Below are 23926 nucleotides of genomic sequence, written 5' to 3'. Positions count from 1 at the left end.
GCTACCTCCTCAGCAGCTTCCGCGCGATGACATTGCCGAGCAGCTGCACGATCTGCACGATGATGATGATGAGCAGCACGGCGGCCCAGGTCACCCACGGGTTGAACTGCCGGTACCCGTACTGCAGCGCGAGATTTCCGAGCCCGCCGCCCCCGATCACGCCGGCCATCGCGGTCATATCGACGACGGCGATGAAGGCGAAGGTGTACCCGAGCACGACGGGGCCGAGGCCCTCGGGAATCAGCACCGTCAGTATCGTTCGCCACGGGCCGGCTCCCATGGCGCGCGATGCTTCGATGACGCCCGGAGGCACGGTCAGCAGATTCTGCTCGACGAGTCGGGCGATGCCGAAGGTCGCGGCGAAGGTCAGCACGAAGATGAGCGCGCGATCACCGATGCCGGTTCCGACGACGACGCGGGCGAGCGGCTGGATCGCGGCGATCAGGATGACGAATGGAATCGGTCGGAAGAAGTTGACGAGGAAGTTCAGCACCACGTAGACGCCACGGCTCTGCAGCACTCCGCCCTGACGCGTCACCGTCAGCAGCACGCCCAGCACGAGCCCGAGCACGCCGCCCAGGCCCATGGCGATGACCACATACGTCAGCGTCTGAATCGTCGCTTCGAGGAACTTGCCGTTGGAGAGCAGTTCGATGAGATTGTCCATTACGCCAGCACCTCCAGAGCCGTCTCCTGCGCGAGCGCAGCGATCGCGTGCTCGACCTTCAGATCGTCGCCGATGAGTTCGAGGGTGAGCTTGCCGAAGCTCCGCCCGCCCACATCGGTGATGCCGCCGTGCACGATGCTCACGCCGACGCCGCGTTCGGCGAGGGTGCGGAACACGACGGGCTGATCGACATCGCCGTCCCGGAACGTGAGCGCGATGAGCCTGCCGCGATGCCGTTCTCGCAGCTCGTCGAGCCGTTCGGCCCGCGGCTCGGTCGGCAGCGCCGTCGCGACGAACCGCTTCGTGGTCTGCGACTGCGGGTCGGAGAACACGTCGAAGACGTCGCCCTGCTCCACCGCGCTGCCGCTGTCCATGACGGTGACGCGGTCGGCGATCTCCCGCACGACCTCCATCTCGTGCGTGATGAGAATGATGGTGATGCCGAACTCGGCGTTCACCCGTTTGAGCAGCGCGAGCACCTCCCGCGATGTCTGGGGGTCGAGGGCGCTCGTGGCCTCGTCGGCGAGCAGCACGCCCGGGTTGGTCGCGAGGGCGCGGGCGATGCCGACGCGCTGCTTCTGACCGCCGGAGAGCTGGTCGGTGAACGCGCCGCTCTTCTCTGACAGTCCGACGAACTCGAGCAGTTCCGCGACTCTGCGCTTCCGCTCCGCAGCCGGCACGCCGGCCACGACCAGCGGATACTCGACGTTCTTCGCGACGCGCTTCGAATGGAACAGGTTGAACTGCTGGAAGATCATGCCGATGCGGCCGCGCACCTCGCGCAGTTTCGACTCGCGAAGCGAGGTGATCTCGTCGTCGCCGACGAGGATCCGCCCGTCGCTCGCGTGCTCCAGCCCGTTCACCAGGCGCAGCAGCGTGCTCTTACCCGCACCGGAGTAGCCGATGATGGCGTGGATCTCGCCGGAGGCGACGTCGATCGTCACATCGTCGACGGCGACGACGGGCGCGGCGTTCGCGCCCCGCCCCGGGTAGCGCTTGGACACGCCGATCATCTGGACGCGGGTCATCGCGTCTCCTTTCGGGTCTCATAGCAACGGGGCGCTCGGAAAACCGAACGCCCCGATCCTATGCGGAAACAGCGAGCCGATTCAGCCCTTGCTCTCGGCGATCTGCGCCTCTGCGTCGTCCTGGATCTCCTGCAGCTCAGCAGCCGGGGTGTCGAGCAGGATCGCGGAGTCGCCCGAGTTCTCAGCGACGCCGGCCTGCACCTCTTCGTTGGTCTGGTAGATCTCGATCAGCTTTTTGAAGGTCTCGTTGTCGGCGTCGTCGGCGCGCGCAGCGAAGATGTTGATGAAGTACTTCGCTCCCTCGTCGCTCGGATCGTCCTGGTAGAGGGCCTCGGAGAACTCGAGGCCGGCGTCGGTGACGAAGTCGTTGTTCACGACCGCGGCATCGACATCGGCGAGCGACGTCGCCGTGAAGGATGCATCCATCTCCGTGACCTCGACCTTGGACTTCGCCGCGTCCACGTCGTCGGGCGTCGAGAAGAGTGTGCCGCCATCGGAGAGCTCGATGAGCTCGGCCGACTGCAGCACGTTCAACGCACGGGCGCGGTTGCTCGGATCCGACGGGACTGCGACGGTGCCGCCTTCCGGAATGTCCTCGAGCGCATCGTGCTTCGTCGAGAACACCGCGAGGGGGTAGATCGCGGTCGCGCCGACGGATACGAGGTCGTCGTCGTTCGACACGTTGTAGTCGGCGAGGTACTGGATGTGCTGGAACTGATTCAGATCGAGTTCGCCTTCGGCCAGCGCCGGGTTGGGCTGGTTGTAGTCGGTGAAGTCGATCAGCTCGACGGTGATGCCCTCGTCGGCGGCGGCATCCGTGAAGGTCTGCCAGTACGGATCGCTTGCGCCGACGACGCCGATCTTGACCGTCTCGGAGCCTTCGCCCGAGTCGGCGGCATCGTCGGACGCGCCGGTCGAGCACCCGGCGAGAACGGTGGCGGCGGCGAGAGCGCACGCCGTGAGCGAGGCGGCAAGAGTGCCGCGCTTCGTGAACGTCATAGTGTTCCTCAATGTAGGGATTGGGGATGCGGGCCGTCAGCCCGCGGGGTCGCATCCCAGGATGTGCGACGGACGCCGGGCTCCGAAATCCGCCTGTCACACAGCGTCATGCGCGCGCCGGGCGCGTTCGTCGCACACCCGTGGGATACTGGAGGCGAGACGTCGAACGTCTCCGGCGGGCAGGCCGATCCCTCGTGTACTCCTCAGGAAGGAACCCTCCGTTCACATGAACCAGCGTGCTGACGATCACCTCGAAGCGTGGAAGGCGAAGCAGGAGCTCGCAGAGCGCATGATCCCGCTCATCGGCCAGCTGTACCGGGACCACGACGTCGTCATGTCCGTGCACGGTCGCAGCCTCGTCGGCCGATCGCCCATCGACATCATCCGGGCCCACAGCTTCGCTCGGAAGATCGATGACGTCGAACTGCCGCTCGTCGAGACTTCGGCCATCGTGACGGCTCTGGCGCGCATTCAGCCCGGTCCCGCCTCCGTCGACCTCGCGCTCCTCGCCAAGGCGTTCCGGGATTCGGGCAGCGACGATCTCGACGCGTATCTGAGCGAGACGCTGCCCGCCGCGGATGCCGCTGCAGGCGGGAGCGGCACCGACGTCGTTCTCTACGGTTTCGGCCGGATCGGCCGCTTGCTCGCCCGCATCATCATCGAGCACACGGGCAGCGGCAACGGCCTGAACCTTCGGGCGATCGTCGTGCGCCGCGGCGCCGAGAACGACCTCGAGAAGCGCGCGAACCTGCTGAAGCGCGACTCGGTCCACGGCCCCTTCAACGGCACCATCAAGGTGCTCGAAGACGAGAACGTCATCCTGGCGAACGGCGTGCGGATCCAGGTGATCTACTCGGACGACCCGGCGAGCGTCGACTACGGCCAGTACGGCATCGAGAACGCGATCCTCGTCGACAACACGGGCCGCTGGCGCGACGCCGACGGACTCGCGCAGCACCTGGAGAACCCCGGCATCGCGCGCGTGCTGCTCACCGCACCGGGCAAGGGCGAGCTGCTGAACGTGGTCTACGGCGTCAATCACGGAGCCATCAGCGATGACCAGCGGATCCTCAGCGCCGCTTCGTGCACGACGAACGCGATCACCCCCGTGCTCAAGGTGCTCAACGACCGCTTCGGCGTCACGCGGGGGCACGTGGAGACCGTGCACTCGTACACGAACGACCAGAACCTCACCGACAACTTCCACAAGGGCGCTCGACGTGGTCGCTCGGCAGCCCTCAACATGGTGCTGGCCGAGACCGGTGCTGCGAAAGCCGTCGCAAAGGCGCTCCCCGAGTTCGCCGGCAAGCTGACCGGCAACGCGATCCGAGTGCCGACGCCCGACGTGTCGATGGCCGTGCTCAACCTGCAGCTCGAGCGGGAGACCAGCCGTGAAGAGATCAACTCCGCCCTGGAAGAGGTCTCGCTGACCGGAGCGCTGCGCACGCAGATCGATTACGTCGAGTCGGACGAGATCGTCTCGACCGATTTCGTCGGCTCCAACCGCGCCGGCATCGTCGATGGCCTCGCGACCATCGCGACTGGAGACAGCGCGGTCGTCTACGTCTGGTACGACAACGAGTACGGCTACAGCTGCCAGGTCGTGCGCATCATCGAGCACCTCGCGGGTGGCCACCCGGTCCACCTTCCGGTACTCGAGAGCTGAGTCGCTCGCGGCCCTGCTCACTCGAACATCAACGGAGAGAAAGGACAGACCATGTCTGAGAAGTACCTCATCGGAGTCGATGGATCCGAGCAGAGCAGGGTCGCGCTCGCCTGGGGCCTCGCGCGAGCCACGGAGCGCGGCGCCGCCGTGGAGCTCATACATGTGGCGGACGACTCGTTCCTGTCCGAGAGCGTCGCGTTTCTATCGGAAGCGCAGCAGGCCTCTGAGCAGATGCTGCAGGCCGAGACGGTCTACGCCCGCGAGCTCGGCTTCACCGGCACCATCACGGGAACCGCCGTTGTCGGGCACCCGATCGCCGAGATCGAGGCGGCGTCGAAGCGGGCAGACCTGGTGGTGCTCGGCGCGCACCAGGGCGGGCGTTTCTCGGGTTCGTTCTTCGGCACGCGCGCGGTGAAAGTGGCTGCTACCGCCCACTGCCCTGTCGCCGTCATCCCCCAGACCGAGACGCGACCGAACGCCCCCGTGGTGGTCGGCGTCGACGGGTCGGAGGCGTCCAAGCGGGCGATCGCTTTCGCGTCCGAGCAGGCGTCCCTGCGAGAGGTTCCGCTCGTCGCCGTGTACGCGTGGATGCCCCCGCTCACCCCGGGACTCGAGTACCTCTGGAGCGAAGAGCTGGTCGAAGCTCAGCGCGCCGCGGCGGAGGAGGCGATCGCCATCGGCGTCGCCGGCATCGCACATCGATACCCGGATCTCGAGGTGCGCCGCGAGATCATCCAGTCGTCGCCGGTCGCAGCCCTGGTGCAGGCAGCCGAGCACGCGGAGCTGCTCGTGGTCGGAAGCCGCGGCCGCGGCGGGATTTCACGACTGCTGCTGGGCTCGGTGAGCCACGGCGTGCTCCAGGCGCTGCCGTGCCCGGTCGTCATCACCCGTGGATAGCGCACCGTCTCAGGAACAGGAGCCTGCACCGATGAACGAAGTACGGGTCGAGTGCGTGACGACTCAGGGCACGATCCTCGTCGATCGCGGCGGTGCTGAGCCGGAGGCGTTTCCCATCGAGAACAACGTATGGATCGTCGGGGACGATGAACAGGTCGTCATCATCGACGCGAGCCATGACGCCGGCGCGATCGCCGAAGCTGTCGGCGATCGCGAGACCCTCGGCATCCTCCTCACGCATGGTCACAATGATCACGTCAATGCTGCGGTCGAACTCGCCCAGCGCCTCGACGCCCTGATCCACCTGCATCCCGATGACCTGTTCCTCTGGAGCGGGACGCACGGCGCCCGGCTTCCCGACATCGAGCTCGCCCACGCCGCTTCGTTCATGGTCTCGGGTGTGGAGCTGACGACGCTCCACACCCCGGGTCACACGCCCGGCTCCGTCTGCTTCGCCGCACCCTCGCTCGAGACGGTCTTCTCCGGGGACACGCTCTTCCAGGGCGGTCCCGGCGCGACCCGGTGGGAGTACTCGAGCTTTCCCGAGATCATCGATTCGATCAGCACACGGTTGTTCCCGCTCCCCGGCGAGACATCCGTGCGGCCCGGCCATGGAGCAGGGACCACGATCGCATCGGAGCAGCCCGCCCTCGAGAACTGGCTGGCGCGCGGCTGGTGAGATCCACCCGGTAGTCTTGCTGGGTCGCCGTGACGCGGCAGTACTTCGGCGTCGCGCACGTCGCTCCGCACACTTCCGGGAAGGCGTCTCTCGATGACCCACCTCACGCCGCTTCGCCGCGGATTCGCGCTCTTCGCACTCGCGCTCGGCGGTTTCGGGATCGGCGTGACGGAGTTCGCGACGATGGGGTTCCTCCCGGAGATCGCCCACGACCTCCTGCCGGGTTTCGCCGAGTCGCCCGACACGGTCATCGCGCGAGCGGGTTGGCTGATCACCGCCTATGCGCTCGGCGTGGTGGTCGGCGCACCCACCTTCGCGGTGCTGGCCGCCCGCATGTCGCAGACGAAGCTCGCCTTCCTCCTCCTGGGGCTCTTCATCCTCGGCACGATCGCCTCCGTCTTCATGCCGACGTTCGGATCGCTCGCGATCGCGCGCTTCATCGCTGCGCTGCCGCACGGCGCCTACTTCGGAGTCGCGTCGCTTCTCGCCGCTCGCATCATGGGCCCGGGAATGCAGGGCAGAGGGATCGCGCTCGCCCTCTCGGGCCTGACTGTCGCCAACGTCGTCGGCGTTCCGATCGCGACGTGGATCGGCCAGGTCGCCGGATGGCGCTGGGCGTACGTGCTCGTCGCGGTGATCTTCACCGCGACGCTCCTGCTGTGCGTCGCCTTTCTCCCCCGCTTCCCCGGAAACCCGTCGCGCAGTGCCATGCGCGAGCTCTCGGCGCTCCGCAACTACCGACTGTGGATCATGATCGGTGTCGGTGCCATCGGGTTCGGCGGGTTCTTCGCCGTGTACTCGTACATCGCCGAGGTCACGACGCGGCTCACGGGGCTTCCGGAGGCGGCGGTGCCGTGGGTGCTGGCCGGTCTGGGCCTCGGGATGACCATCGGCAATCTCGCGGGCGGCTGGGCGAGCGACAAAGATCTCACCCGCACGATCGTCTTCGGCTTCAGCTCGTTCATCGCCGTGCTCATCGCGTACGCCCTCGTCGCCTGGCATCCAGTTGGGCTCATCGTGACGACGTTCCTCCTCGGCGTGACGTCGTCGGTTCTCATGCCGTCCATCCAGTCGCGCCTCATCCGCGTCTCAGGGGAAGCGGCGCTTTTCGGCGCCGCCATCAACCATGCCGCGTTCAACGTCGGCAACAGCCTGGGCGCATGGCTCGGAGGACTCGCCATCGCCGGAGGCCTCGGCTATCTCGCACCCGGCTGGGTCGGCGTCGTGCTCGGCGTCATCGGCATGGCGCTCGCACTCGCCGGGATCGCCGTCGAACGTCGTGACAAGGCGCGAAACCTCGACACCGTCGGCGTCGCGGTTCCGCGCTAGCGCCGCGGAGCGGGCGGCGTGCCGTCGCCGAACGGCTCTCCGCCCAGACGCTCGCGCCCGTGAGGGGTCTCCCAGTTCGAGAGGTCGGGACCGAGTGGCACGATCCGCGTCGGATTGATGTCGGAGTGCGTGGCGTAGTAGTGCTGCTTGATCTGCGTGAAATCGATGGTGTCGCCGAAGCCGGGCGTCTGGAAGAGATCTCGTGCGTACCCCCAGAGGTGCTCCATCTCGCTGAGCTTGTTGCGGTTCGCCTTGAAATGCCCGTGATACACCGGATCGAAGCGCGCCAGCGTCGTGAAGAGGCGCACGTCGGCCTCCGTGATGGCGTCGCCCATCACGAACCGGCGCGTGGAGAGACGCTCCTCGAGCCAGTCCATCGCCGTCCACAGCCGCACGTACGCGGCGTCGTACGCCTCCTGGCTGCCAGCGAAGCCGCAGCGATAGACGCCGTTGTTCACCTCCGTGAAGATCCGCTCCATCACCGGCCACATCTCGTCGACGAGCTTGACGGGCAGCAGGTCGGGAGCCCCTGGCCGGTGGAACTCGCGCCATTCGGTCGAGAAGTCGAGCGTCATCTGCGGATAGTTGTTCGTCACGACGCCACCGCTCGGCACATCGACGATCGCCGGCACGGTGATCCCGCGCGGGTACCCGGGGAACCGCTTGAAGTAGTGCTCCTGCAATCGCTCGCTGCCGAGCACGGGGTCGCGGCCATCGGGGTCGAGATCGAAGGTCCAGGACCGCGCATCGTGCACCGGCCCCGGCTGCCCGAGCGAGATGACGTCTTCGAGTCCGAGCAATCGCCGCACGATGAGCGTGCGATTCGCCCACGGGCAAGCCGCGGCCGCGATGAGGCGGTACCGTCCCGGCTCGACCGGCCAAGCTTCCGCCCCCTCTGAGAGTCCGAAGCCGAGCGAGCCGATCTTCGACCCCGGCGGCGCCGGCAACGCGGCCACGGCGTCCGGGTCGGCGACGATGCGATCCTCGATGTACTGAGTGTCGCGCTCGAAGGCGCCTCCGGTCACGTAGCTTCCCATGGACGATTGGGATGATTCGGACGATGCGCTCATCGGTTCTCCTCTGGTCGTGCTGTCGATGCTAGGGGCGTTCGGCTGAGGGCAGCGTGTGGAAGCGGCGATCCACGTACACCATCGGATCAGCGGCATCCCCGAACACGGCTCCGAGCACCTCGGCGACCACGACCACCGAGGAACCGACGCCGAGCGTGTGGAGCGGGCGGCAGCGCAGCGCGACTCGCGAGGCAGGCAGGTACGGCTCGCCTGTGGCGAGAGACGACCAGCCCTGCTCGGCGGTGAAGCGCTCAGCGCCCGACACGGCGAACGCCTGCGCGACCTCCGCGTGACGCGAGTCGAGGAGATGCACGAGATGCGTGTCGGCGCTCAGCACGCCGCCGGCGCTGCCCGTGGCGCGCGTGACGGAGAAGGCGATTGCCGGCGGATCGATCCCCACGGAGGCGACGCTGGAGGCCGTCAGCCCCACCGGCCCATCCTCTGTCATCGCGGTGATGAGTGCGACGCCGGCGGGGTGTTCCCTGAAGGCCTGTTTCAGCGCATCCGCGCCGGTCACCCCGCTCGCGTCGAATCCCACCGTTGCATTCTCCGGGGCCGAACTCATGCGCACCGTGCCTCTCTCAGACTCAACGGAATGCGAACGCACCCCGACACCGATCCCAACGTATCGTGCGGCCGGTTCATTCCGTCGCGCCGCTGGCCTAGGCTGTGGACATGCAGCTTCGCGATATCTCTTTCACGACCATCGACGGCGACCCGGTCTCCCTCGCCGACTACGCCGACCGGGCGGTGCTCGTCGTCAACGTCGCGTCGAAGTGCGGGCTGACGCCGCAGTACGAGAAGCTCGAGGCCCTGCAGCGGCAGTACGGCGATCGCGGGTTCACCGTACTCGGATTCCCCTGCAACCAGTTCATGAATCAGGAGCCCGGTGACGGCGAGGAGATCAAGACGTTCTGCTCCACGTCGTACGGCGTCACCTTCCCCCTCATGGAGAAGGTGAAAGTGAACGGGCGTCGCAAGCACCCCTTGTACGAGCAGCTCCGCGAGATCCCGGATGCTGACGGCAAGGCCGGGCGGGTGAAGTGGAACTTCGAGAAGTTCTTGGTCGCTCCCGACGGGTCGGTCGCACGCTTCCGCCCCACCGTCGAACCCGACGACCCCTCGATCGTGTCGGCGATCGAAGCGGCACTGCCGAGGTAGGTGATGGTGGGCCCGGAGGGACTCGAACCCCCGACCCTCTCGGTGTAAACGAGATGCTCTAACCAACTGAGCTACAGGCCCGATGCCGCGTTGCAGCACCCCATAGCTTAGGGGAATCCCCTGCCCGCCGAGAAATCGGGAGGCTCACGGCGCACTTGGCGTTCGTCATTCCGCAGCGAGGGCTCGAAGCGCGTCGCCGTAGTCGGCGAGCGGGCGAGCTTCGCCCACCGGTGATTCGAAGGACGCGGCGACGAGTCCGTCGCGACCGATCAGTACGCTCGCACGCGAGGCCGCGCCCGTGCGTTCGACGAAGGCGCCGTACGCGCGCGAGACAGCGCCGTGCGGCCAGAAATCAGAGAGAATCGGAAACTCGAATCCTTCGTGCTCGGCCCAGGCTCGCAGCGTCCACACCGAATCGACCGTGACGCCGATCAAGCGCACCGAGTGCTCTGCGAACAGGCCCTGGCTCGCAGACAGCTCGGCGAACTCCGCGGTGCAGATGCGCGAGAAGGCGAACGGCACGAAGACCAGCGCGACGGGACCATCGAGCAGCAGCTCAGACAGAGCGACCTCCGCGCCGAACTGATCCGACAGCGTGAAATCGGGCGCCAGCGCACCCGCAGCGAGCACCATAAGGACTCCTATTCCGGCCGATCGACCCGATCGCGATGCAGTGCGACCAACTGTAGCCAAACACCGAACACCGTGCGGATTGTGCTGAAATCACACACGATGGGCGTCGGCTGAATGATCCTTCGTACAAATTCGATAGTCTGGAGCCACACCCGCGAATCCAGCGGGCGCCTTTCGTGCAGCGCGCCGACGCACCAACCAGCGGTTCTGGCTCCTGCACGCCTCATGGTGAATGGAGCACAATCTTGGCCGTCAACACGCAGGATCCCTACGCAAGCGGGAACGAAGATCAGGATCCGCAGGAGACCGCCGAATGGCGCGAGTCCCTCGACGCGGTCGTCGAAGAGCGGGGCGCAGGGCGCGGCCGCGAGATCATGACGAGCCTGCTCGACCGCTCGCGGCAGCTGCACCTCAACGTGCCCCAGGTGCCGACCACCGATTACGTCAATACGATCGCCTCCGACGACGAGCCCGACTTCCCGGGCAACGAGGAGCTCGAGCGCAAGTACCGCTCGTGGATCCGTTGGAACGCGGCGATGACCGTGCACCGCGCGCAGGCCCCCGGCATCGGCGTCGGCGGTCACATCTCGTCGTACGCGTCGGCCGCCTCTCTCTACGAGGTCGGGTTCAACCACTTCTTCCGCGGTCAGGATCACCCGGGCGGCGGCGACCAGATCTTCGCGCAGGGGCACGCCTCCCCCGGCATGTACGCACGGGCCTTCCTCGAGGGGCGGCTCACCGCCGACCAGCTCGACGGGTTCCGTCAGGAGAAGTCGCACGCGGGCGGCGGCCTTCCCAGCTACCCGCATCCGCGCCTGGCGCCCGAGTTCTGGCAGTTCCCCACGGTGTCGATGGGACTCGGTCCGATCAACGCCATCTACCAGGCGCAGCTCAACAAGTACCTCACGAACCGCGGCATCAAAGACGCCTCTGACCAGCACGTCTGGGCCTTCCTCGGCGATGGCGAGATGGACGAGGTCGAGAGCCGCGGCCAGCTCCAGGTCGCAGCTAACGAGGGCCTCGACAATCTGACCTTCGTCATCAACTGCAACCTGCAGCGCCTCGACGGTCCGGTCCGCGGCAACGGCAAGATCATCCAGGAGCTCGAGAGCTACTTCCGCGGCGCCGGCTGGAACGTCATCAAGGTCATCTGGGGTCGCGAGTGGGACGATCTGCTTGAGCGCGACGTCGACGGCGCGCTGCTCAACATCATGAACACGACGCCCGACGGCGACTACCAGACGTACAAGGCCGAGAACGGCGCGTACATTCGCAACCACTTCTTCGGCAAGGACGAGCGCGCCATGCATCTCGTCGACGACTACAGCGACGATCAGATCTGGCAGCTCCGCCGCGGCGGTCACGACTACCGCAAGGTCTACGCGGCGTACGCCGCAGCGCTCGCGCACAAGGGTCGCCCGACGGTCATTCTCGCGAAGACGGTCAAGGGCTACGGGCTCGGCCCGCACTTCGAGGGTCGCAATGCGACGCATCAGATGAAGAAGATGACGCTGGACGACATCAAGACGTTCCGCGACACCATGCGCATTCCGATCTCCGATGCGCAGCTCGAAGCCGATCCGTACCGCCCGCCGTACTACTTCCCGGGCAACGATGACGAGGCGATCCAGTACATCCATGAGCGCCGTCGCGAGCTCGGCGGATACCTTCCCGAGCGCCGCACGAAGCACACCGAGCTGGCGCTGCCCGAGAAGAAGACGTACGCCATCGCCGCGAAGGGATCCGGCACGCAGGAGGCCGCGACGACGATGGTCTTCGTTCGCCTCCTCAAGGACCTGATGCGCGACAAGTCGTTCGGCCCGCGCATCGTGCCGATCATCCCCGATGAGGCCCGTACCTTCGGCATGGATTCGTACTTCCCCACGTCGAAGATCTACAACCCCAACGGGCAGAACTACGTCTCCGTCGACCGCGAGCTGCTGCTCGCGTACAAGGAGAGCCCGCAGGGCGTGCTGATCCACGTCGGCATCAACGAGGCGGGCGCCGCCGCCGCGTTCACCGCGGTCGGCACCTCGTACTCGACGCAGGGCGAGCCCCTCATCCCCGTCTACATCTTCTACTCGATGTTCGGGTTCCAGAGAACGGGCGACGCATTCTGGGCTGCCGGCGATCAGATGGCGCGCGGCTTCGTGATCGGCGCCACCGCCGGCCGCACCACGCTCACCGGCGAGGGGCTGCAGCACGCCGACGGCCATTCGATCGCACTCGCCGCGACCAATCCCGCGGTCGTCTCGTACGACGCGGCGTACGGCTACGAACTCGGGCACATCATGCGTTCGGGTATCGAGCGCATGTACGGCGGAGAGCACCCGGATCCGAACGTCATGTACTACCTGACGGTCTACAACGAGCCGATCGTGCACCCTGCTGAGCCCGAGAACGTCGACGTCGAGGGCATCGTCCGCGGCATCCACAAGGTTCGCGCCGCGGAGTCCGGCACGCACAGTGCGCAGATCTTCGCGTCCGGCGTGGCCGTGCCGTGGGCGCTCCAGGCGCAGCAGATCCTCGCCCGCGACTGGGACGTCGCCGCTGATGTGTGGAGCGTCACGAGTTGGACCGAGCTCGGTCGTGACGGCGTCGCAGCGGAGGATCACAACTTCCGCAACTTCGGCGACGAGCCGCGGGTGCCGTACCTGACCGAGAAGCTGCGAGGCTCCGAGGGACCCGTCGTCGCCGTGAGCGACTGGGCCACCCAGGTGCCCGAGCAGATCCGCGCGTTCGTTCCGAACGACTACTCGGTGCTGGGCGCCGACGGCTTCGGGTTCTCCGACACTCGCGCAGCGGCGCGTCGCTACTTCGGCATCGACCGGGAATCGGTCGTCGTGAAGGTGCTGCAGCGTCTCGCGCTGCAGGGCAAGATCGACGCCGACGTGCCTCGCCGCGCTGCCGAGCAGTATCGCCTCGGCGACGTGAACGCCGGCTCGACGGGCGGCGCAGGCGGGGAGTCCTGACGGACGCCCCGATGCAGCCCGACGCCACGCCCATGGATCGAACGAAAGCGCAGGAGCTCGCGTGGCTCCGCACGATCACCGGTGAGCTCTCGACCCGCACGATCACCCGGCTCGACGACACACTCCCCTGGTACGGGAATATGCCGCCGAGCCGGCGATCGGCGATCGGGCTGGTCGCCCAGACCGGCATCAGTTCGTTCATCCAGTGGTACGAAGACCCGACGTCGACGCCCTGGATCGCGTCCGACGTCTTCAGCGCCGCTCCGCGCGAGCTGCTCAGATCGATCAGTCTGCAGGAGACCCTGCAGTTGATCCGGGTCGTGGTCTCGGTGGTGGAGGATCGCGTGGCGCCGAAGAGCGAGGCGCTGCGGGAGGCCGTGCTCCACTACTCGCGCGACGTGGCCTTCGCGGCCGCCGACGTCTATGCGCGAGCAGCGGAGGCGCGCGGGCTCTGGGACGCCCGCCTCGAAGCGCTCGTCGTCGACTCGATTCTGACGGGCGAGAGCGATGACGAGCTGCCCAGTCGAATCGCGGCGCTCGGTTGGCACGGCGATGGAGAGGCCGCCGTTCTCGTCGGCACCGCAGAACGCTATGTGGACGTCGACCAGTTGCGACGCTCGGCTCGCCACGCGGGCGCAGATGTGCTGATCGGCCTGCAGGGCACACGTCTCGTGCTCGTGCTCGGACGCCTCGACGCGCCCCTCCCCGAGCCGGGGGCCAATGGTGCTGCCGAGCGGCTGTCATTCCTCGAGATCGCTCAACGGCTCGCCGACGGGTTCTCGGATGGGCCGCTCGTGCTGGGCCCCACCGTCGAGAATCTGGTGGATGCATCGCGCAGCGCTCGAGCGGCACTCGCCGGGGTCGCCGTCGCACGCTCGTGGCGTCACGCACCCCGCCCGGTGGCGGCCGACGATCTCCTTCCCGAGCGCGCGCTCGCGGGAGACGGACTCGCACGACGCACCCTCATCGAGCAGATCTACGAACCGCTCGCCGCGCACTCTGGCGAGCTCCTCGAGACGCTCTGGTGCTACCTCGACAACGGAAGGTCGCTGGAGGCCACCGCACGAGAGCTGTTCGTTCATCCGAATACGGTGCGCTACCGCCTGAAAAAGGTCTCCGACGTCATCGGGTGGAATGCCACCGGTGCGCGCGAAGCCCTCATTCTGCAGTCCGCGCTCATCGCCGGGTCGATCGCGCAGCACGGCCGCCGCGCCCCGGCTCCGAAGCGGGAAGGGTCGCGTTAGCGAGCCCTCGTGGCCGATGACGGCGACGCCTCTGACGAGATTCCACAAAGAAATCCACAAAGTGTGGTCGGAAATATGCAGGCTGCACGGCCATGATCTGAGAAACTGGAACACGTGATTGTTATCGCCTGCCCTGGACAGGGCTCCCAGACCCCCGGCTTCCTCGCCCCCTGGCTCGAGCTGCCGGGCGCCCGCGACTTCCTCGGAGAGGCCTCGGAGCACGCGGGCGTCGATCTGATCGCCCACGGCACGCAGAGCGACGCCGACACGATTCGCGACACCGCGATCGCGCAGCCGCTGATCGTCGCTGCGAGCCTCCTCGCCTGGCGGGAACTGTCAGCTCGCGTCTCCATCGCAGATGCCGGGATCGCCGGCCACTCGGTGGGCGAGTTCGCCGCAGCGGCAGCGGCCGGCGTATTGACCGAGGCCGAGGCGCTGCGTCTCGTCGCGGTCCGCGGGCGCGCGATGGCCGATGCCGCCGCCCGCGCCGACACCGGTATGGCGGCCGTCGTGGGCGGCGGCGAAGCCGATGTGCTCGCCAAGATCGACGAGCACGGCCTCACCCCCGCGAATCGCAACGGCGGAGGACAGATCGTCGCAGCCGGAAGCCGCGCATCCCTGGACGCCCTCGCCGCCGATGCGCCGCGCGGAGCGCGCGTGATCGCTCTCCAGGTCGCGGGTGCGTTCCATACCGATGCGATGGCGTCCGCTATCCCCCTGCTGCGCGAGGCAGCGGAAGGCGTGACGCCGACCGATCCTCGTCATCCGCTCTGGACCAACGCCGACGGCTCGCGCGTCACCGACGGGGGTCGTTTCGTCGACCTCCTCGTGTCTCAGATCGCGAACCCAGTGCGCTGGGATGCCTGCATGGCGGGCTTCGAAGCGGCCGGCATCACCGGCCTCGTCGAACTCGCGCCCGCCGGCGCTCTGACCGGCATCGCGAAGCGTGCGCTCAAGGGCACGCCGGCTGTCGCCATCAAGACCCCTGATGATCTCGACGCGGCCGTGGCACTCGTCACCGGCCCCGCTGCCTGACCGAAACGGAACCGTGCACATGCCTGCTCTCGTGCAGCCCTCGGGCCCAGCTCATTCCCGCATCCTCTCCATCGGCGCCGCACGCGGCGACCTCGATATCCCGAACGACGATCTCGTCGGCCCGATCGACTCCTCCGATGAGTGGATCCGCCAGCGCACCGGCATCGTGCAGCGGCGACGCGCGAGCCGTTCGATCGGAGCCGTCGACCTCGCCGTCGAGGCGGCGGAATCCGCGATTCAGAGGTCGGGTCTCGATCGCGCAGAGATCGACGGAGTCATCATCGCGACCATCTCGAACGTCGCGGTGACTCCCTCGATGGCATCTCTCGCCGCTCACCGTCTCGGCCTCACACCGGCGGCGGCCTTCGACATCTCAGCCGCGTGCGCCGGGTACGTCTACGGCGTGGCGCAGGCAGACGCACTCGTGCGTTCGGGCGTGTGCCGCAACGTGCTGGTCATCGGCGCCGAGAAGCTCTCGGACATCGTCGATCCGACGGACCGCAGCATCTCCTTCCTGCTCGCCGACGGCGCCGGCGCTGTGGTCGTCGGCCCGAGCGACCACACCGGCATCGGCCCGACCGTCTGGGGATCCGACGGCGAGAAGTGGGACGCCATTCGCGTGACGTCCACCTTCGAGGAGTACCGCAGCAACCCCGGAGTCGTCGCGTGGCCGACACTCCGTCAGGACGGCCAGACCGTGTTCCGGTGGGCCGTGTGGGAGATGGCGAAGGTCGCGCGCGAAACGCTCGAGGCCTCCGGTATCGAGGCCTCCGATCTGGCCGCCTTCATCCCCCATCAGGCCAACATGCGGATCGTCGACGAGTTCGCCAAGCAGCTGAAGCTGCCGGAGTCGGTGGCCATCGCCCGTGACATCGAGATGCAGGGGAACACCTCAGCAGCATCGATTCCGCTCGCGCTGGACGCGCTGCTGCAGGAACGGCCCGAGCTCTCCGGAGGGCTCGCACTGACCATCGGATTCGGTGCAGGCCTCGTCTACGGCGCCCAGGTCATCGAGATTCCCTGACACCGCCACGACGCGCTCCCCTCGCGCGTCGAACCCGCGCACCCCGCTGCGCGACATACACTTTTCACCGACCGAAACCCCGATCAAGGAGAAACACACAATGGCATTCAGCAATGAAGAGGTCCTCGCAGGTCTGGCCGAGCTCGTCAACGATGAGACCGGCATCGCGGCGGACGTCGTCGCACTCGACAAGTCGTTCACGGACGACCTCGACATCGACTCGATCTCGATGATGACGATCGTCGTCAACGCAGAGGAGAAGTTCGACGTCAAGATCCCCGACGAGGAAGTCAAGAACCTCAAGACCGTCGGCGACGCCGTCGACTTCATCGTGAAGGCTCAGGCCTAAGCACGCGGTATCGAGCGGAGCGCGGCGGTCAACGGACACGTCCACCCGACAGGGCCCGCCGCGCTCGCTCCTCCCTCAACTTTCCCTCGACTTCAGCCCCACTCAGAACGCGGAGCACGAACATCATGACGAAGAAGATCGTTGTCACCGGCATCGGAGCCTCCTCACCCCTCGGCGGAACGGCTCCCGAGAGCTGGCGAGCACTGCTCGCCGGAGAATCCGGAGTTCGCACGCTTGAGAACGACTGGGTCGAGCAGTACGGCCTCGCAGTCGGTTTCGCCGGCACGGCGAAGGTCGACCCGGCAGAGGTGCTCGAGCGTCCCGTCGCAAAGCGCCTGGACCCGTCGAGTCGTTTCGCTCTCGTCGCCGCGCTCGAGGCGTGGGCCGACGCGGGCAGCCCGAGCGTCGAGTCGGAGCGCCTGGGCGTGGACTGGGCGACCGGCATCGGCGGCCTGTGGACCCTCCTCGACGCCTGGGACACCCTGCGTGAGAAGGGCCCGCGCCGCGTCATGCCGCTCACGGTTCCGATGCTCATGCCGAACGCTCCCGCCGCAGCCGTATCCATGCACCTCGAGGCTCGTGCATACGCGCGCACGGTCGCCTCGGCCTGCGCATCGAGCACCGAGTCGATCGCGAACGCATACGAGCATCTCCAGCTCGGGCTCGCCGATGTCGTGATCGCTGGCGGGGCTGAAGCCGCGATCCACCCCATCACGCTCGCTTCCTTCAACTCGGCGCAGGCGCTGTCGAAGCGCAACGACTCCCCCGCTACGGCGTCGCGCCCGTACAACACCGATCGCGACGGCTTCGTCATGGGTGAGGGCGCTGGCGCGCTCGTGCTCGAGACCGAAGAGCACGCGCTCGCACGCGGCGCGAAGATCTACGCCGAGATCGCCGGCGGCGGAGTGACCGCGGATTCGTACCACATCACCGCGAACGACCCGGAAGGCAAGGGTGCGAGCCGCGCCGTCGAGCTCGCCTTGGAGCAGGCGGGCGCGACCGCTGACGACGTCACGCACATCAACGCGCACGCAACGTCGACGCCGGTGGGTGACATCGCGGAGTACACCGCATTGCGCAACGTCTTCGGCGACCGCGTGAACGAGATCCCGGTATCGGCGACGAAAGCCGCGACCGGCCACCTACTCGGCGGCACGGGTGCGCTCGAGGCGATCTTCACGGTGCTCGCGGTGCAGCACCGCATCGCCCCGCCCACGATCAACCTCGTATCGAAGGATCCTGAGATCCCGCTCACCGTCTCGAGCGACCAGCAGTCGCTCGGCGACGGGCCCCAGCTCGCGATCTCGAACTCGTTCGGCTTCGGCGGTCACAACGCGGTCCTCGCGATCCGCTCGTACGAGTAGGACCGGGGGGCGAGGTCGCCCGTGACCGCGGATGACGCGGCGTGGACGGCGTCCGCCTCGCGCGCGGTACGGTAGAAGGATGAAGCCGTTCCTGCTCATCACCACGCGCGGCGAGGACGACGTCGCGGCGCATGAGCACGCCGCGTACTGCCGGTTGACCGGCCTGCTGCCCGATGAGCTCGAATGGATTCGTGCCGATCGCGCACCGATCGGCACGATCGAGTTCGCGCGGTACTCCGGCATCATCCTCGCGGGAAGCCCGTTCACCGTCAGCGAGCCGGAAGATCGCAAGTCGGCGACGGAACGACGCGTCGAACGCGAGCTGGCCGCCCTGCTCGACGACGTCGTCCGTCGCGATTTCCCGTTCCTCGGAGTCTGCTACGGCGTCGGCACCATCGGATCCCACCAGGGAGCCCGCGTCGACCGGACGTATGGCGAACCCTCCCAAGCGGTCCGCATCAGCCTGACGGCGGCAGGACGCACCGACGCGCTTCTGCACGAGCTCCCGCCCTCGTTCGATGCCTTCGTCGGGCATAAGGAGGCCATCAGCGAGGTGCCTCCGAGCATCACGGTCCTGGCCAGTTCGCCGACCTGCCCCGTACAGGCGTTTCGTGTGGGCGAGAACGTGTATGCGACGCAATTCCACCCCGAACTCGACACCGCCGCGTTCACCTCGCGGGTGCGCTCGTACGCCGGGCACGGCTATTTCGAACCGTCCCAGGTCGACACCATCATCGCGACCGCTGAGGCCGCGGACGTTCGCGCGTCGCACATGGTGCTCGGCCGGTTCGTCGAGGAGTATCTGGACTCCCGTCGGGGGCATCGCGGGGCGATGCCCCCCGAACCCCCTGCTGGCGCACCGACCTACTCGAAGAGCGCCTGAGCCAGGTACTCACCCCGCCGTACACCTCTCGGCACCGCCCAGAGACCCGAGCCGATGTGCCTGATGTACTCGTTCAGGAGATCGGACTTCAGCGACCGCTGGACGCGCACGAACGCTGCAGGATCGCGCTGGTAGGAAATGAAGAAGAGCCCGGCACCCAACTGTCCGAGAGTATTCGATCCGTCTACGTAGTTGTATCCGCGACGCAGCAAGCGCACCCCAGCATTGTTCGTCGGATGCGCCAGGCGCAGGTGCGAGGCCATGTCGATGGCAGGAGACGCGGTATCCACCGCATCCGCAGCGGTGAAGTCCGCTGCGGCAAATTCATCGCCGCCAGAGAGCGGGCCTCCAGCGAGCTTGGTGCGGCCGATGATCCGCTCCTGCTCCCCCAGCGACGCTCGGTCCCAGGTCTCGATCGTCATCTGGATCTTCCGTGCAACGAGGTAGCTCCCGCCGTTCATCCACGCGGGCGCTTCGCTCCCCGCCCAGACGAACTCGTCGAGCGCCTCCCGCTCCTCCGACATGACGTTCGCCGTGCCGTCTTTGAAGCCGAACAGATTGCGCGGGGTGTCTTGCGCTCGGGTGGTCGACGACGTTCGCCCGAACCCGAGTTGACTCCAGACCAGGTGCGCACTGCCCGCTGCGATGCGGGCGAGGTTGCGAATCGCGTGTACGGCGACCTGCGGGTCGTCTGCGCAGGCCTGCACGCACAGATCACCGTCACTCTGGTCCGGCTCGAGCAAGTCGAAGGCGAAGGACGGCAGCGGCTCGAACGCCTGCGGCAGCCGTGCACGGATACCGTACGGATCGTCGATCCCGTCGCGCGGGTCGAAGAGCGCGCGCCCCACACCGAAGGTGAGCGTCAGATGCGCCGCATGCAGCCCCTCGGCCTCGCCGGTATCGTCAGGAGGCAGCAGCGCATTGTCTGGTTCGCTCCCAGTCCCGATCGAGCGCCCGCTCGTGAGCGACGCAGCGGCCGTCGTCCACTCCTGCAGCAGCGCGACGAGGTCGTCCCTCGTGGTGCCCGAGAGCATGCGGAAGGCCGCGAAGTGCAGGCGATCCTGAGCTGGAGTGGTGATGCCAGCTTGGTGCGCCCCGAAGAACGGGACGACGCTCCCGCCTCCGCCTGCCGCGCCTCCGCCGGTATGCGCGATCGACGCGGCGACCCCACCTGCGGCAGCCCCCGCGGCGAGCCCGGCGACGCCCGCCCCGACGAACCCGAGGAGGTTTCGGCGGGACGGGCGGAGGGGCTCCGCACCGGGCGATGCTTCAGTCATCGTGTCAACTCGCCACGACCGCCGCGGTGAGCTGCGAGAGGGGCTCGCTGAGCGCGTTCAGCTGCGCGGCGAGCTCATTGCGCTCCGACTGCGGCACCGTGTCGTAGAAGACGAAGCCGTCGTCGTAGTCGCCATAGGTGGCGAGCAGGGCGAACATATCCTCGAAGCGCTGGTCCAGTTCGTCGACGAGGTCGGCATGACCATTGGCCACCGCCGTCTCGCGCACGGTATCGAAAGCGACCTGCGCGCCCTCGACGTTCGCCGTGAAGTCGTAGAGGTCGGTATGCGAGAACTCGTTCTCTTCACCGGGCAGTTTGCCATCAGGCGCCGCGATCTCGTCGAGCAGACCTTTGGCGCCCTCGGTGATATCGGCGATGGTCAACGTGAAGTCGGGTGACGAGACCTTCTCCTTCAGCTCCGTGACGTCGGCCACGAGCTTCTCGCCCAGCTCCGCGCGTTCCTCGGGGGTGAGCGGCGTCAAGTCGGGGTCGCCCGGGTAGTCGCCGTTCGCCACAGCGGCATCATTCCAGAGGTCCATCTCGATGCGGTGGAAGCCGGTGAACTCGATTCCCTCCTCGTCGGCGCCTGGCTTGCGGTAGTCGATCTTGGGGTCCAGGTCGCCGAACTGCTCGGCGGTCGGTTCGATGCGTTCGTAGTTGATGCGCGCCAGCGGGAAGAGACGCTTCGCCTCCGCATCGTCCCCCGCAGCGTACGCATCGACGAAGGCTTGCACCTGGGGCAGCAGCTCTTCGCTCTGAGCTTTGACGTACCCCACGTACTGCGCGACGACGGCCTCGTTCTCCGGCGTCGTCTCGAGGGCGTCCCCCGTGACCGTGAACGCGGCCTGCCCAACGCCAGCGCCGATCATCCCGGGCTTGCAACTGGTGTAGTAGTCGCCCGGACCCACCTGCACCGTGAGATCGCGACTCGATCCGGGGGCGATGTTCTCGACCTCTCCGACGATCGTGAGCTGGTTGCTGCCCAGCACGTAGAACTCGTTGACCTTCGATCCGTCGTTCTGCACGCTGAAGGTGACCGTCCCGCTGGCCGCTTCGGCTGCATCGACACTGCAACCGGAGTCGCTCGCCGTAACGGCGATCGCGTCGGCACTCGGCGCGGCGTTCGGCACGCAGCCCGTGAGCAGGAGAGCGCCGGCTGCGACGGCGAGCAGTCCGCCGGAGGCGCGTCGGAGGGTGAGAACGTGTGTCACGGAGTTCCTTTCGAGAGCACAGGCGCCGTTGCGGCGGCCGCGCGAAGCTGACGGGAATGGCGATCCTGGGCGAAGGACGCGCGCAGGAAGAGCGTGAGTGTCGGAACGAGGTACGCGAACCAAGCGATCACCTCGAGTTTGGTCATCTCGGGAGAGAATCCGAAGATCCCCTTGAGCAGCGCGCGGAGGAAACCGTCGGGAGCGATGATGTGCGGAATGCGGAAAGCCCACGCGGCATCACCGAACCATGCGGCGGCGAACGCACCGGCTCCCGGAGGCGCCTCCGCGAACGGCCCGGGCAGCACGCCGGCCTCCTGCAAGTCGTGCACTCCGTACGCGAGCACGCCGGCCGCGAACACGATGAGCAGGATTCCGGACCATCTGAAGAACCTCGTGAGATTGATCCGGATCATCCCCCGGAACAGCGCCCAGCCGAGTACTACGGCGACGACGATTCCGGAGACGGCGATCGCGAATCCCAGCAGCGGTGTGAGCTGACTCGCGCGAGTCGTGGCCCAGATGAACAACGCAGTCTCCAGGCCCTCGCGGCCGACGGAGACGAAGGCGAGCACTGCGACGCTCCAGCCTCCCCCGACAATGGCGCGATCCAGCTGCCCACGGAGCTCCGCGCTCAGGCCGCGCGCGGCCCGCAACATCCAGAACACCATCCAGGTGACCATGACGACGGCGAGGATCGAGAGCGATCCCCCGATGATCTCCTGCGCCTGGAACGACAGACCATAGGCACCGAACGTCAGCACACCGCCGACGATGAAGGACAGCAGGATCGCCGCAGCGACTCCCCACCAGATCTTGCGGGCGACATCCCGCCGACCGAGCTGCGTGACGTACGCGAGCAGCACGCTGACGACGAGCGCCGCTTCGAGCCCCTCACGGAGCCCGATCATCAACGTTCCGACCATCGGCTACGAACCTTCCTCAAAGATAGGACTTGAGTAAGGCTCCCCTTACACGGGGAATTTACCACACATTCATCTGATGTGATGACACGAAAAACGGGCGCGGCCCCAAAGGACCACGCCCGCTCCTAGAGGACGCCGCAACCGGCGACCGCGAACTACTCTGCGAAGTGCGACGACAGGAACCAGCGATCCTTGTCGAGTTCCTGCGCGATCGCGATCACCACATCCTGGCTCACGAGGTCGACGTCGTCGAGCCCCTTCACCGCGGCGTACACCGTTGCGAGCGTCGCATCGATCTGGGCGACGACCTCGCGCACGGTGACCTTCGACTGCTGGAAACCGTCGCTCAACTCGGGGGTGGTCGCGCGCGCCGCGACCGTGCCGAGGCGTGCGTCGACGGGGAGGCCCAGAGCGACGATGCGCTCAGCGACGGTGTCCGCCGCGTTCTGCGCATTCGACACCACGGTGTCGAGGTACTCGTGCACGCCGATGAAGTTCTCGCCTCGAACGTGCCAGTGAGCCTGCTTGCCATTCACGGCGAGCGCGATGAGGTCGTGCACGACGGGGGTCAGGTACTGAGCCACACCGGAGGGACGGTGGAGGTCGCCCTGAGCTGCGGGAACAGTGATCTGCTTAGTAGACATCGAGTGGATCCCTTTCGTTCGTGTGACTGATTACCTTCACATTACGCCGATTTCTCACGTGCGCAAGGAAGGCAAGGCTCCCTTAATACGCCCGGATTTCCCAGATGAAGCGCGGGATTGTCAGCCGATGACGCGGCCGAGCAGCAGCTCCGCGGATCGGCGCGGGCCGGTGAAGAACGGCGTCTCCTCGATCACGTGACGCCGCGCCTCGGTGGCACGCAGCTCGCGCATCAAGTCGACGATGCGCACCAGGTCATCCGCCTCGAACGCGAGCAACCACTCGTAATCGCCCAGAGCGAACGACGCGACCGTATTGGCGAGCACGTCGCCGTAATCCCGTGCTGCCATGCCGTGCTCCCGGAGCATTTTGCCACGATCGGCGTCGGGAAGGAGATACCAGTCGCGGCCGCGCACGAAGGGGTACACGCACAAGAACTCCTTCGGCGCGTCACCGGCGAGGAACGCCGGCACGTGGCCGCGATTGAACTCTGCTGCTCGGTGCACGCCGATGTTCGACCACACAGGAGAGAGGCGCCCCCGGCTCCACTCCCAGAGCGTTCGGTACGCGAGTTGCAGCGCGTCCGTCGTCGGCGCATACCACCAGACGAGCAGGTCGGCGTCGGCCCGGAAGCCGGAGATGTCGTACCAGCCGCGGGTGACGAGCCCGTCGATGCGTTCAAGGGCCGCCAGCACCTCCGGCACGCTGCCCGGCGCTGCCCCCGTGCTCCCTGAAACCCGCCCGTCTGCATGGGTGCGGTGCTCCTTGAACACGGCGTACATCGTGAAGTTCGTCGCTGCATTGATCTCCTCGGCGACGTGCCGGTGGTCGACCTGCGGCCGGGCTCCCTCGTTCATGCGGCTTCCCTTCTGAC

At 67.0% G+C, this 23926-nt stretch carries 23 protein-coding genes and 1 tRNA gene; 12 read left to right on the top strand and 12 right to left on the bottom strand.

Going from position 1 to position 23926, the window contains the following annotated elements:
* Position 1: 1 nt before the first annotated feature.
* The 3 genes from ABFX18_RS07250 to ABFX18_RS07240 all read right to left on the bottom strand — a co-directional run bounded on the left by ABFX18_RS07250 (position 2) and on the right by ABFX18_RS07240 (position 2694).
* Entirely contained in the window at positions 2-667 is a 666-nt protein-coding gene (locus tag ABFX18_RS07250; protein ID WP_090148763.1) for a methionine ABC transporter permease, read from the bottom strand.
* Complete coding sequence (locus ABFX18_RS07245; RefSeq protein WP_283242013.1) at positions 667-1695, bottom strand: methionine ABC transporter ATP-binding protein; 1029 nt, start codon at positions 1693-1695, stop codon at positions 667-669. The genes ABFX18_RS07250 and ABFX18_RS07245 overlap by 1 nt, the downstream gene beginning before the upstream one ends.
* A gap of 81 nt (positions 1696-1776) precedes the next feature.
* The gene (locus ABFX18_RS07240; protein WP_090148757.1) at positions 1777-2694 is read right to left on the bottom strand and encodes a MetQ/NlpA family ABC transporter substrate-binding protein; all 918 of its coding nucleotides are present in this window, start codon (positions 2692-2694) and stop codon (positions 1777-1779) included.
* 226 nt (positions 2695-2920) lie between these two features.
* On the opposite strand from ABFX18_RS07240, the gene ABFX18_RS07235 reads away from it, so the two are divergent.
* From ABFX18_RS07235 to ABFX18_RS07220, 4 genes are all read left to right on the top strand, one after another.
* Positions 2921-4360, top strand: coding sequence for a glyceraldehyde-3-phosphate dehydrogenase (locus ABFX18_RS07235; RefSeq protein WP_346057870.1), 1440 nt, complete (start codon positions 2921-2923; stop codon positions 4358-4360).
* 51 nt (positions 4361-4411) lie between these two features.
* Entirely contained in the window at positions 4412-5257 is an 846-nt protein-coding gene (locus tag ABFX18_RS07230) for a universal stress protein (protein ID WP_090148752.1), read from the top strand.
* Between the two features lie 31 nt (positions 5258-5288).
* Entirely contained in the window at positions 5289-5936 is a 648-nt protein-coding gene (locus ABFX18_RS07225) for an MBL fold metallo-hydrolase (RefSeq protein ID WP_346057869.1), read from the top strand.
* 93 nt (positions 5937-6029) lie between these two features.
* A complete protein-coding gene (locus tag ABFX18_RS07220; protein ID WP_090148747.1) occupies positions 6030-7265 on the top strand; it encodes an MFS transporter in 1236 nt (411 codons plus the stop codon).
* Here ABFX18_RS07220 and ABFX18_RS07215 read toward each other — a convergent pair.
* Together ABFX18_RS07215 and ABFX18_RS07210 are read right to left on the bottom strand one after the other, a co-directional pair.
* The gene (locus ABFX18_RS07215) at positions 7262-8335 is read right to left on the bottom strand and encodes a glutathione S-transferase family protein (protein WP_346057868.1); all 1074 of its coding nucleotides are present in this window, start codon (positions 8333-8335) and stop codon (positions 7262-7264) included. The genes ABFX18_RS07220 and ABFX18_RS07215 overlap by 4 nt on opposite strands.
* Before the next feature lie 28 nt (positions 8336-8363).
* The gene (locus ABFX18_RS07210; RefSeq protein WP_346057867.1) at positions 8364-8900 is read right to left on the bottom strand and encodes a flavin reductase family protein; all 537 of its coding nucleotides are present in this window, start codon (positions 8898-8900) and stop codon (positions 8364-8366) included.
* 110 nt (positions 8901-9010) lie between these two features.
* Between ABFX18_RS07210 and ABFX18_RS07205 the strand changes: the two genes are divergently transcribed.
* Entirely contained in the window at positions 9011-9496 is a 486-nt protein-coding gene (locus tag ABFX18_RS07205) for a glutathione peroxidase (protein ID WP_200328947.1), read from the top strand.
* A gap of 4 nt (positions 9497-9500) precedes the next feature.
* Here ABFX18_RS07205 and ABFX18_RS07200 read toward each other — a convergent pair.
* Both ABFX18_RS07200 and ABFX18_RS07195 read right to left on the bottom strand, forming a co-directional pair.
* Positions 9501-9577: transfer RNA gene (locus tag ABFX18_RS07200), tRNA-Val, on the bottom strand.
* A gap of 84 nt (positions 9578-9661) precedes the next feature.
* Positions 9662-10129, bottom strand: a complete 468-nt coding sequence (locus tag ABFX18_RS07195; protein WP_336662000.1) for a redoxin domain-containing protein — start codon at positions 10127-10129, stop codon at positions 9662-9664.
* 245 nt (positions 10130-10374) lie between these two features.
* Here ABFX18_RS07195 and aceE point away from each other — a divergent pair, with 245 nt between their 5' ends.
* The 7 genes from aceE to ABFX18_RS07160 all read left to right on the top strand — a co-directional run bounded on the left by aceE (position 10375) and on the right by ABFX18_RS07160 (position 19000).
* Positions 10375-13101, top strand: a complete 2727-nt coding sequence (gene aceE / locus ABFX18_RS07190) for a pyruvate dehydrogenase (acetyl-transferring), homodimeric type (protein ID WP_090148737.1) — start codon at positions 10375-10377, stop codon at positions 13099-13101.
* 32 nt (positions 13102-13133) lie between these two features.
* Complete coding sequence (locus ABFX18_RS07185) at positions 13134-14345, top strand: PucR family transcriptional regulator (protein ID WP_200328956.1); 1212 nt, start codon at positions 13134-13136, stop codon at positions 14343-14345.
* A 114-nt stretch (positions 14346-14459) separates the two neighbouring features.
* The gene (locus tag ABFX18_RS07180; RefSeq protein WP_346057866.1) at positions 14460-15380 is read left to right on the top strand and encodes an ACP S-malonyltransferase; all 921 of its coding nucleotides are present in this window, start codon (positions 14460-14462) and stop codon (positions 15378-15380) included.
* A gap of 19 nt (positions 15381-15399) precedes the next feature.
* On the top strand, positions 15400-16404 hold the full coding sequence (locus ABFX18_RS07175; protein WP_211648333.1) for a beta-ketoacyl-ACP synthase III: 1005 nt from the start codon (positions 15400-15402) through the stop codon (positions 16402-16404).
* Positions 16405-16504: 100 nt separating this feature from the next.
* Positions 16505-16753 (top strand): acyl carrier protein, encoded by a 249-nt coding sequence (locus tag ABFX18_RS07170; protein WP_010157098.1) that lies wholly within the window; start codon positions 16505-16507, stop codon positions 16751-16753.
* 125 nt (positions 16754-16878) lie between these two features.
* Complete coding sequence (locus ABFX18_RS07165; protein WP_200328962.1) at positions 16879-18117, top strand: beta-ketoacyl-[acyl-carrier-protein] synthase family protein; 1239 nt, start codon at positions 16879-16881, stop codon at positions 18115-18117.
* A gap of 79 nt (positions 18118-18196) precedes the next feature.
* Positions 18197-19000, top strand: a complete 804-nt coding sequence (locus tag ABFX18_RS07160; protein ID WP_249290712.1) for a glutamine amidotransferase — start codon at positions 18197-18199, stop codon at positions 18998-19000.
* Here ABFX18_RS07160 and efeB read toward each other — a convergent pair.
* The 5 genes from efeB to hemQ all read right to left on the bottom strand — a co-directional run bounded on the left by efeB (position 18982) and on the right by hemQ (position 23909).
* The gene (gene efeB, locus ABFX18_RS07155; protein ID WP_346057865.1) at positions 18982-20277 is read right to left on the bottom strand and encodes an iron uptake transporter deferrochelatase/peroxidase subunit; all 1296 of its coding nucleotides are present in this window, start codon (positions 20275-20277) and stop codon (positions 18982-18984) included. The two genes, ABFX18_RS07160 and efeB, sit on opposite strands and share 19 nt — an antisense overlap.
* Positions 20278-20281: 4 nt before the next feature.
* The gene (efeO, locus tag ABFX18_RS07150) at positions 20282-21487 is read right to left on the bottom strand and encodes an iron uptake system protein EfeO (RefSeq protein ID WP_346057864.1); all 1206 of its coding nucleotides are present in this window, start codon (positions 21485-21487) and stop codon (positions 20282-20284) included.
* On the bottom strand, positions 21484-22410 hold the full coding sequence (efeU, locus tag ABFX18_RS07145; protein ID WP_346057863.1) for an iron uptake transporter permease EfeU: 927 nt from the start codon (positions 22408-22410) through the stop codon (positions 21484-21486). Before efeU ends, efeO begins: the two co-directional genes overlap by 4 nt.
* 155 nt (positions 22411-22565) lie before the next feature.
* Positions 22566-23054, bottom strand: a complete 489-nt coding sequence (locus tag ABFX18_RS07140; protein ID WP_090148718.1) for a Dps family protein — start codon at positions 23052-23054, stop codon at positions 22566-22568.
* A gap of 120 nt (positions 23055-23174) precedes the next feature.
* Positions 23175-23909: a hydrogen peroxide-dependent heme synthase gene (hemQ, locus tag ABFX18_RS07135; protein WP_090148715.1), complete on the bottom strand. Its 735-nt coding sequence runs from the start codon at positions 23907-23909 to the stop codon at positions 23175-23177.
* Positions 23910-23926: the final 17 nt, after the last annotated feature.

It is taken from the genome of Leucobacter alluvii (genome assembly GCF_039530485.1).
GTDB classification, from domain to species: Bacteria; Actinomycetota; Actinomycetes; order Actinomycetales; family Microbacteriaceae; genus Leucobacter; species Leucobacter alluvii.
The sequence above is the reverse complement of the archived record's forward strand: the minus strand, read 5'-3'. Positions and strand labels throughout refer to the sequence as shown.